The organism is Zemynaea arenosa (assembly GCF_004614185.1).
Lineage (GTDB): Bacteria > Pseudomonadota > Gammaproteobacteria > Burkholderiales > Burkholderiaceae_D > Telluria > Telluria arenosa.
Window position 1 is genome coordinate 1 of sequence record NZ_SPVF01000003.1, and the last position, 8,463, is coordinate 8,463.

An 8,463-nucleotide genomic window follows, 5' to 3' on the forward strand; every position below is an offset into this window, starting at 1 on the left:
CCCGCGTGCCCGCTCCGACCTCGCTCCTCGCTCGCGCGGATACCCGCACCCCACGCCGCCGCGCGCCGTGGGAGTCTTGGCCGCCGCACCTCAACGCCGGTTCAGGATAATATCGATCCGCCGCCCGGCGGCCAGCTGGCATTCGCCCTGGCCGCCACCGGAGAGCCCCGCGCTCGGGTCGCTCAGCACGAAGCGGCAGCGCATCCGGTCCCCGTTCGGCCCGCCCAGGTTGGCCACTACCCGCCCCGAGTAGTGCGTGACGAAGGCTGTCTCGGGAAAGCCCCAGTCCCCCCAGCCGCGCCGCCAGCCGCGCCACATCGGCTCGAAGGTCTCCAGCCGTGACTCGGCCGTCACCTGCACGAACGGTCCGGTGTACGTGGCATCCCCCGCAATCGCCACGCTCATGGTGCCACTGGTGCTGGGGCCTTCGCTGCTCCAGGCCGCGCAGGTTCCTGTTCCGTGGACCGGTTGGGGCGCTCGAGGTCCTCGATCAGATGCTCCATCTCGCCGATCTCGCGCCGCTGGGTGGCGATGATGCCGTCGGCCAGACGGCGCACGCGCGCATCCCGGATGCCGGCCCGTTCGCTGGTCAGGATGGCGATCGAGTGGTGCGGAATCATCGCTTTCATGTAGCTGACGTCATCCACCGTGGCCTGGCTGCGCACCAGCCACAGGGCCACCGCGAATACGGCCGCGCAGCCGCCAAGGATGGCGGTATTCAGACGCTTGTTGGGATACATCTTGTACATGAACGCCATCATCAGAGCGCCCATCGCGGCGCCCATGAGCAGCGCCATCCAGAAGCGCGTCTGGCTGAAATGCACGTGGGCGGCCTCATAGGTGTTCAAGTACATCAGGCCGAACATGTCGGCAGTCGAGGCCGCGATCATCGCAAAAAAATGCCGGTAGCTCATGGCTCAGTTCTCCTCGAAAAGGGCGCCCGGTTGCGCGAAACTTATATTTGGGCGAATATATCGTCTTGGCGTGCCTGGTGGCGCACCAGATCAGCCAGGTCCGTCGCCAGGCGGACCTTTCCTCCACCCCTCGTCCCACGGGGGGCTTTTTGTTGCACCCATGAACTCCCGCAGCAGCAAACCCCACCGCATCAAGGACGCGCTCCAGCGCGAAATGGCCGACTGGCGTCTCTGGTGGGAGCGCACCGCCGTGATCCTGGCCGCCGTCATCGCGGGGCTGGTGGTGGTGCTGTTCACCTGGCTGGCCGAACGGGCCTTCGACGCCTTCCTGGGGCTGGCCGGCTGGTGGCGCTGGGCGCCGCTGGTGTGGGCGCCGCTGCTGGCCGCACTGATCGTGTGGATCACGCGGCGCTGGTTTGCGGGTGCGGCCGGGTCCGGCATCCCGCAGGTGATGGCCGCGCTGGAACCGCAGGTGGATGCGGCGGGGCGCTCGCTGTTCGTGTCCGTGAAGCTGTCGCTGGCCAAGATCGCGCTCACTGCCGGCGGCCTGCTGGCCGGAATGTCCGCCGGGCGGGAAGGGCCGTCCGTGCAGGTGGCGGCCGGGATCATGCTGCAGGTACGGCGCCTGATCCCCTGGCGCACCGCCATCGGCGCGCCCAGCCTGCTGGTCGCGGGCGGCGCAGCCGGCATCGCGGCCGCCTTCAACACCCCGCTCGGCGGCGTCATGTTCGCCATCGAGGAACTGGCACGCGCGCCGGAGCGGCGCAGCAGCGGCCTGCTGATCGCCGCGATCGTCATGGCGGGCCTGATTGCGGTGTCCATCAATGGCAATGGCACCTATTTCGGCGTCATCCATGCGGGAAACGTGGATTGGAACATGCTGCTGCCCGGCCTGGCCGTGGCGCTGCTGTCCGGCGTGCTGGGCGGCGTATTCTCCCGCCTGACCATCGCCTCCCTGCGCGGCGACGGACGTGATCTCGCCTCCCGGTTGCGGCGCCGCCATCCGGTCGTGTTCGCGAGCGGCTGCGGCCTGCTGGTGCCCGTGATCGGCCTGGTGACCGCCGGCGCCACTTTCGGCAGCGGCTACGGCACCACGCGCGCCATGCTGAAGGGCAGAGCGTGATGCCGCTCGGCTACCTCGGCTTCAAGTTCATCGTGACCTGGCTGACCACCTGGTCCGGCGTCCCGGCCGGGCTGTTTGCGCCCTCGCTGGCGATTGGCGCCGCCATCGGCAACGACGTCGCCGTGCTGGCGCACCATGTCCAGGCGCCGCAGCTGATCGCATTGGGCATGGCGGGGTTCCTGGCGGCGGTCACGCAGGCGCCGCTGACGGCCTTCATCATCGTGATGGAAATGGTGGACGGGCACGGCATGGTGCTGAGCCTGATGACCAGCGCACTGCTGGCCAGCCTCGTGTCCCGTCTGGTGAGTCCGCCGCTGTATGGCGAACTGGCGCGCTTCCAGCTGGCCCGCCTGCCGGGCGGCGCTTAGAGTCAGTGGTCGCCGCGGCGGCGCGGCGCGCGCGGGTCGAGCACCCGCGTGATCACGTGCGGCGGCACGCTGCGGTGGCGCAGATATTCGACCGCGGCGGCGGTGCCCCAGCGCTGCTGCCGGTCGAGGCCGCCACGGACGGCGCCATGCAAGGGCTCGTTCGGGTGGCCGGACGGCGCGCGCCGGTCGTGAATCTGGACGTCGGCTGGATGGGTGCTCATGCTGTCCTCCCGGAGTGCGCTCGCACGTTACCGGAATCCTGCCGCGCCGGCGACGCCCGTTACATTTAAGTTGTTCAGACAAGCTTGCCAGAATCGCAAAGACCAGCGATAATCTTGCTTCCAGCCAAGATTTGACGGCTGGTTTTTTATTTTTGCACTCACACAAAGGCTTCACTATGAAAAAGACCGCTCTCATCGCGGCGCTCGCGCTGTTCGCGACCGCAGCTTCGGCTGCCGACACCATCCTGCCGGGCTTCTACGCCGGTGCCGACCTGGGCCGCTCGACCGCGGACGACTACGACGGCCATGAAACCAGCTACGGCGGCTTCCTGGGCTACCAGATCAACCAGAACTTCGCCGCGGAACTGGGCTACCGCCGCCTGGCCGACACCACGGTGCGCTTCGCCGGCTACAACGTCGACGCCAAGGTCGACCAGACCGCCATCTCCGTGCTGGGCATCGTGCCGCTGCAGAAGAACTTCAGCGTCTACGGCCGCCTGGGCTACAACCACCTGAAGGCCAAGGCGTCCCTGGCCGGTTACAGCGCCAGCGACTCGGACAACAAGGTCCTGTACGGCGTGGGCGTGACCTATGCGTTCACCCCGGCCATCGTCGGCCGCGCCGAAGTCCAGCGCCCGAGCAGCGACTCGACCAATCTGTCCGTGGGCGTCGCCTTCACGTTCTAAGTGGCCTTGACGTTGAGTCTTGCGTGACCCCGGCCCGCCTGCATGGCGGGCCTTTTTTTTGTGCCGAAATCTGGCACACTGAAAGCGTCCCGTCCTGCCGCCGAGGTGACGCTTGTCCACGCAGCCCGAATTCCTGCCGACTGAATGCGACCTGGTCATGGAAGGCGGGGTGACCTCGGGCGTCGTGTACCCGAGTTTCGTGGCCCGGCTGGCCACGCGCTTTACGCTGCGCTCGATCGGCGGGGCGAGCGTGGGCGCCGTGGCGGCCATTGCCGCAGCGGCGGCACAGTATCGGCGCAACGCTGCCGGGACCGGGCCGGGCGCGGACGATGGCGCCTTTGACCGGCTGGCCGCGTTGTCCGCATGGCTGATGGCGCCCAGTGCGCTCGGCAAGTCCAATCTTTTTTCGCTGTTCCAGCCCGCGCCTGGGCTGGCGCGTCATTTCGGCGTGCTGGAGTCGGCGCTCAACCGCATCAGCCATCCGCGCCGGCTGCTGGGCATTGCGTGGGGGCTGGTGCGCAGCTTTCCGCTGGGCGCTTTTCTCGGCTTCGTGCTGGCGCTGTCGATCTATCTGTTCTCGGCCTACCTGCTGGGGCATGCGGCCGAGCGCCCGTGGTGGCAGATCGTCGGGAGCGCCGCGTGGCATGCGGTGTGGATTGCGCTCGGCACGCTGCTGGGCGCCACGGTGCAATTCGGGTGGACGGGCGTGATCGGCTTGCGGCGCAACCGCTGCGGCGTGTGCCCCGGGCTGGCGACGGTGAAAGGGGGCCCGCCCGCGCTGACCGAATGGCTGCACGAGCTGGTGCAGGCCAGTGCCGGGCTGCCGGACGACCGGCCGCTGACCTTCGGCGACCTGGAAGGGTCGCGGCCCTCGATCCAGCTGGCGCTGATGACCACCGGGCTGTCCGAACTGCGCGCGCAGCGGCTGCCGCATGCGAGCAATGACCTGGTGTTCCGCGCCTCCGACATGCAGGCCCTGTTCCCCGCGCCGATCGTGACGTGGATGATGAAGCATGCGCGCCAGCCGGAGCGGTCGCACACGGTCGCGCTACTGCGGGCGGCCGATCCGCACTTCGGCACCGGGCAGGCCGACCTGTACTTCCTGCCGGTGGCGGACCAGCTGCCGGTGGTGGTGGCCGCGCGCATGAGCCTCAGCTTTCCTCTGCTGATGCAGGCCGTACGCCTGTACCGGCTGCGGCACGACGCCGCCACCGGACAGGCCGCGCTGCTGCCGGTGTGGTTCACGGATGGCGGCTTGACCAGCAACTTCCCGATCCATTTCTTCGATGCGCTGCTGCCGACGCGGCCCACTTTCGGCGTCTCGCTGCAGCCGGACCTGCCGCTGGAGAGCGCGCCGGGCGAGCGCGTGTTCCTGCCGCATTCGAACATCGAGGGCATCAGCGCGCCATATTTGCCGGTCGCGGTGGGCGATGGCGAGCCCGCGCTGGGCGCTTTCTTCAGCGCCATCCTGCGGACGATCCGCACCTGGCGCGACCAGGCCTTGAAGCGCACGCCCGGCTACCGCGAGCGCGTGGTACAGATCCGGCACACCAAGCAAGAGGGCGGGCTGAATCTCAACATGCCGCCGACCGCGATTGCCGCGATGAGCGACAGTGGCACCGCTGCGGCGGACGCCGTCATCGCCCACTTTCTGGACCCCGAGCTGGCGCACAATGGCTGGCTGAACCACCGCTGGGTGCGGATGCGCAGCACGGCCGCGCTGCTGCAGCGCGAACTGCTGCTGCCCGCGCAAGCCTTCCGCGGCACCGCATTGAGCCCCTCGTACAAGCTGCTGTGGCAGCAAGCCGGCCACGAGCTGCCGCTCGGCTACCGCCTCGGCGCCGAGCAACGCACGCAGGGCCTCGCCTTCTGGGATGCCATCACCGCCGCCGCGCTGGACACCGCCACGGTCGACCTCTGCAAAGGCGCCCCCGAGCCGATGCCCACCCTCGCCGTCACCCCCCGCCAAACCTAAGGCAAGCGAATTCCGCCCCCCGCTTGAGCCCCCTCAAACCGGGGTCAGGCCTCGTTCCCCTAGAGGGGTCTGACCCCAGCCGGTTATCCACAACCCGCTTCATTCGCAAAACGGGTTATGCACATGGGGGGAGGCCTGACCCCGCCCGAAAAGGGCGAGGCCTGACCCCGGCTGGGGTGGGGAAAATTACTGGCGGTAGGGGTTGTTGGGGCGGTCGTCCACGCGGTTGGGGACGCCGTCGCCGTCGCGGTCGCGGTCGGCGCGGTTGGGCACGCCGTCGCCATCGCGGTCACGCACCACCTGGTCGGCGCGCTCGCCGTGCATCCAGCCACCGCGGTTGAAACGCCAGCGCCGGCCTTCTTGCACCCACTCGGGCTGGTGGTACACATAGCCCACGCGCTCGCGCTCCCAATGGCCGCGCGTCCACACGTAGCGGTGGCCGTTCCAGTTCCAGTAGCCGGGCACCCAGGCATAGCCGTGGCGTGGCGCGGGCACGACTTCGTGGCGCGGTGCCGGCGGCGCCATGCGCACGATGATGGTGTCGGCCATGGCCTGCAGCGGCACGAAGGCGGCGCCACCGATGGTGGCGGCGAGGGCGGTACTCAAGATCAGTTTTTTCATGATGTGCTCCTTGTGAGAGTGTGCCCTCATTGTTGACTTCGCCGCACCCGCGCGTCTGTTCGCCAGCGAACGCGAAGCTGTTGTCCGGTCGGCTATACTCGGTGCTCCCGATCACCGCTCACCGACATGCCCGACGATACCCAGCCTTCCAACGCTTTTTCAAGCCTGCGCGACCGTCTCCGTACCGCGTTCGGCGGCCATGCCCGCCGCGCCAGCGGTTATGTGATGGCGCGCCCACCCTGGCAGCGGGTGGTGCTGGTCGGCCTGATTGGCGCGGCGGTGCTGCTGATGGCACTGTTCCTGTATGTCCTGATCCTCATCCCGCTCACCCCCGACAGCGATGACCTCAAGCAGGCCCGCACCGCCACCGCGACGGTGCTCGTGTCCGCTGACGGCAAGCAGCTCTCCAGCTTCGAACAGGGTCTGCAGGAGCGCGTGACGCTCAAGCAGATCTCGCCGTTCGTGGTCTCGGCCCTGATCTCGACCGAGGACCACCGCTTCTACGAGCACCACGGCATCGACTTCCGCCGCTCGGTCGGCGCGCTAATCTACACCGCCAAGGGCGACATGCAGGGCGGCTCGACCATCACCCAGCAGCTGGCCCGCAATATGTTCCCCGAGGAGATCGGCCGCTCGCGCAGCATCAACCGCAAGCTGAAGGAGATGGTCACCGCGATCAAGATCGAGGCCACCCTGACCAAGCCGGAGATCCTGGAAGCCTATCTCAATACGGTGCCCTTCCTGTACAACACCTTCGGCATCGAGATGGCTGCACGCACCTACTTCGGCAAACCGGCCGCGAAGCTGGACATCCTGGAAGCGGCCACCCTGGTCGGCATGCTGAAAGGGACCAACTACTACAACCCGGTCACCAACCCGGAGCGCTCGCTGGAGCGCCGCAACGTGGTGCTGGGCCAGATGCTCAAGCACGGCGTGATCACCCAGGCGCGCTTCGCCCAGCTCAAGAAGCGCCCCCTGCGCCTGCATTTCACCCGCCTGTCCAACGCCTCCAACAACGACAACGATTCGCACTTCACCAACATGGTCCGCAAGTGGCTGATCGCGTGGGCCGACGAAAACGACTACAACCTGCAGCGCGACGGCCTGGTGGTCCACACCACCATCGACTCGGCCCTGCAGGAAGCGGCGCAGAAGGCGGTCGAGAAGCAGGCCGCGTCGCTGCAGGCGGTCGCGGATGTGGAGTGGGGCCTGGCCTCACCGCCCGAATCGTCGTCGCTCGGCGACTTCACCGGCATGCGCTCCAGCGTGAAGCCGTTCGACTACTTCTGGAAGTCGCACGGCGACCTGCTGGACAGCTTCGTGCGCGAGAGCGGCGCCTATCGCCGGGCGGTGGCCGCGGGCGAGGAGCCGAAGGCCGTGCTCAAGCGCCTGCGCGCGGATGGCCACTTCATGAGCGAGCTGCGCGCCTCCAAGTCGCGGCTCGAATCCGGCTTCGTGGCCATCGACCCGCGTACCGGCGAGATCCGCGCCTGGGTCGGCAGCCGCGATTACAAGAAGGACCAGTTCGACCACGTGGCCCAGGCCGAGCGCCAGCCCGGATCCACCTTCAAGCCGGTGGTCTACGGCGCGGCGCTCGAAAAGGGCTTCTCGCCCGATAAGCAGTACCGCGACGTGGTCACCGACATCCGCATGGGCGGCGTGACCTGGCGCCCCACCGACATGCATGGCTCCACTGGCGCCATGATGACCATGCGCGATGGCCTGGCGCTGTCGAAGAACACCATCACCGCGCAGGTGATGCAGGACGTGGGCCTGCCCGCGATCGTGAAGCTGGGCCGCGACCTGGGTATCCGCGACAGCAAGCTGTCCGCGGTGCCGTCGCTGGCGCTGGGCACTAGCCCGGTCACGCTGCTCGAGATGACCAATGCCTACGTCTCTATTGCGAACCAGGGGGAGTACCGCAAGCCGCAGTTCGTGAGCAGCATCACGGACCGCAACGGCAAGATCCTGGCACAGTTCGGGCCCAATTCGGCGGAGCGCGCGATGTCGCAGGCCGGCGCGTCCGCGCTGCTGGACATGATGCGCGGGGTGGTCAATCGCGGCACCGGGACCGCGGTACGCTGGCGCTTTGGCGTGACGGGCGATGTCGCAGGCAAGACCGGTACCACCCAGCGCAACACGGACGGGTGGTTCATCCTGATGCATCCGCAGCTGGTGGCAGGGGCCTGGGTCGGCTTCAACGACAACCGCGTGACCATCCGCTCCAGCTACTGGGGGCAGGGCGGCCACAATGCACTGCTGCTGGTGGGCGACTTCTTCAAGTCCGCGCTGGAGGCCAAGCGGATCGATGCCGCGGCCATGTTCCCGGGCGGGCGTCCGCCGCCGCCGGTGCGGCCGCAGGAGGAGACCGAGGAGGTCATGGAGGATGCGGGCAGCATGCAGGATGAGAATGGGGTGATCGTCAATCCGGAGGACCTGCATCCGAAGGCGGAGCAGATGCTGGAGGACGAGGAACCGACCGAGCCTGAGCCCGAGCCCTCCGCGCCGCCGCCACCGGCGCCGCCTGCTCCGTCAGCGGCGCCGGTGGCTCCGCC

At 68.1% G+C, this 8,463-nt stretch carries 7 protein-coding genes and 1 pseudogene; 4 read left to right on the forward strand and 4 right to left on the reverse strand.

Annotation, left to right across the window (positions count from 1 at the left end; translation table 11 throughout):
• Positions 1-90 precede the first annotated feature (90 nt).
• Both E4L96_RS00065 and E4L96_RS00070 read right to left on the reverse strand, forming a co-directional pair.
• Positions 91-405 (reverse strand): hypothetical protein, encoded by a 315-nt coding sequence (locus E4L96_RS00065; RefSeq protein ID WP_135205201.1) that lies wholly within the window; start codon positions 403-405, stop codon positions 91-93.
• Entirely contained in the window at positions 402-914 is a 513-nt protein-coding gene (locus E4L96_RS00070) for a DUF305 domain-containing protein (protein WP_135205202.1), read from the reverse strand. The genes E4L96_RS00065 and E4L96_RS00070 overlap by 4 nt, the downstream gene beginning before the upstream one ends.
• Before the next feature lie 214 nt (positions 915-1,128).
• Here E4L96_RS00070 and E4L96_RS00075 point away from each other — a divergent pair.
• Positions 1,129-2,405 (forward strand): annotated as a pseudogene (locus E4L96_RS00075) (chloride channel protein).
• Positions 2,406-2,407: 2 nt separating this feature from the next.
• On the opposite strand, the gene E4L96_RS00080 reads toward E4L96_RS00075, so the two are convergent.
• The gene (locus E4L96_RS00080) at positions 2,408-2,626 is read right to left on the reverse strand and encodes a hypothetical protein (protein WP_135205203.1); all 219 of its coding nucleotides are present in this window, start codon (positions 2,624-2,626) and stop codon (positions 2,408-2,410) included.
• 176 nt (positions 2,627-2,802) lie between these two features.
• On the opposite strand from E4L96_RS00080, the gene E4L96_RS00085 reads away from it, so the two are divergent.
• The gene (locus E4L96_RS00085) at positions 2,803-3,312 is read left to right on the forward strand and encodes an outer membrane beta-barrel protein (RefSeq protein WP_135205204.1); all 510 of its coding nucleotides are present in this window, start codon (positions 2,803-2,805) and stop codon (positions 3,310-3,312) included.
• Between the two features lie 112 nt (positions 3,313-3,424).
• Positions 3,425-5,287, forward strand: coding sequence for a patatin-like phospholipase domain-containing protein (locus E4L96_RS00090; RefSeq protein WP_135205205.1), 1,863 nt, complete (start codon positions 3,425-3,427; stop codon positions 5,285-5,287).
• 186 nt (positions 5,288-5,473) lie between these two features.
• On the opposite strand, the gene E4L96_RS00095 is transcribed toward E4L96_RS00090, so the two are convergent.
• A complete protein-coding gene (locus E4L96_RS00095; protein WP_135205206.1) occupies positions 5,474-5,908 on the reverse strand; it encodes a YXWGXW repeat-containing protein in 435 nt (144 codons plus the stop codon).
• Between the two features lie 126 nt (positions 5,909-6,034).
• Between E4L96_RS00095 and E4L96_RS00100 the strand changes: the two genes are divergently transcribed.
• The coding region (locus E4L96_RS00100; protein WP_135205207.1) for a penicillin-binding protein 1A at positions 6,035-8,463 on the forward strand (2,429 nt) is incomplete at its 3' end.

What these genes read in the sequence shown, in the direction of transcription:
- E4L96_RS00080 (WP_135205203.1), bottom strand. Translation starts at nt 2,626, where the DNA reads ATGAGCACCCATCCAGCCGACGTCCAGATTCACGACCGGCGCGCGCCG.
- E4L96_RS00085 (WP_135205204.1), top strand. Translation starts at nt 2,803, where the DNA reads ATGAAAAAGACCGCTCTCATCGCGGCGCTCGCGCTGTTCGCGACCGCA.
- E4L96_RS00065 (WP_135205201.1), bottom strand. Translation starts at nt 405, where the DNA reads ATGAGCGTGGCGATTGCGGGGGATGCCACGTACACCGGACCGTTCGTG.
- E4L96_RS00095 (WP_135205206.1), bottom strand. Translation starts at nt 5,908, where the DNA reads ATGAAAAAACTGATCTTGAGTACCGCCCTCGCCGCCACCATCGGTGGC.
- E4L96_RS00070 (WP_135205202.1), bottom strand. Translation starts at nt 914, where the DNA reads ATGAGCTACCGGCATTTTTTTGCGATGATCGCGGCCTCGACTGCCGAC.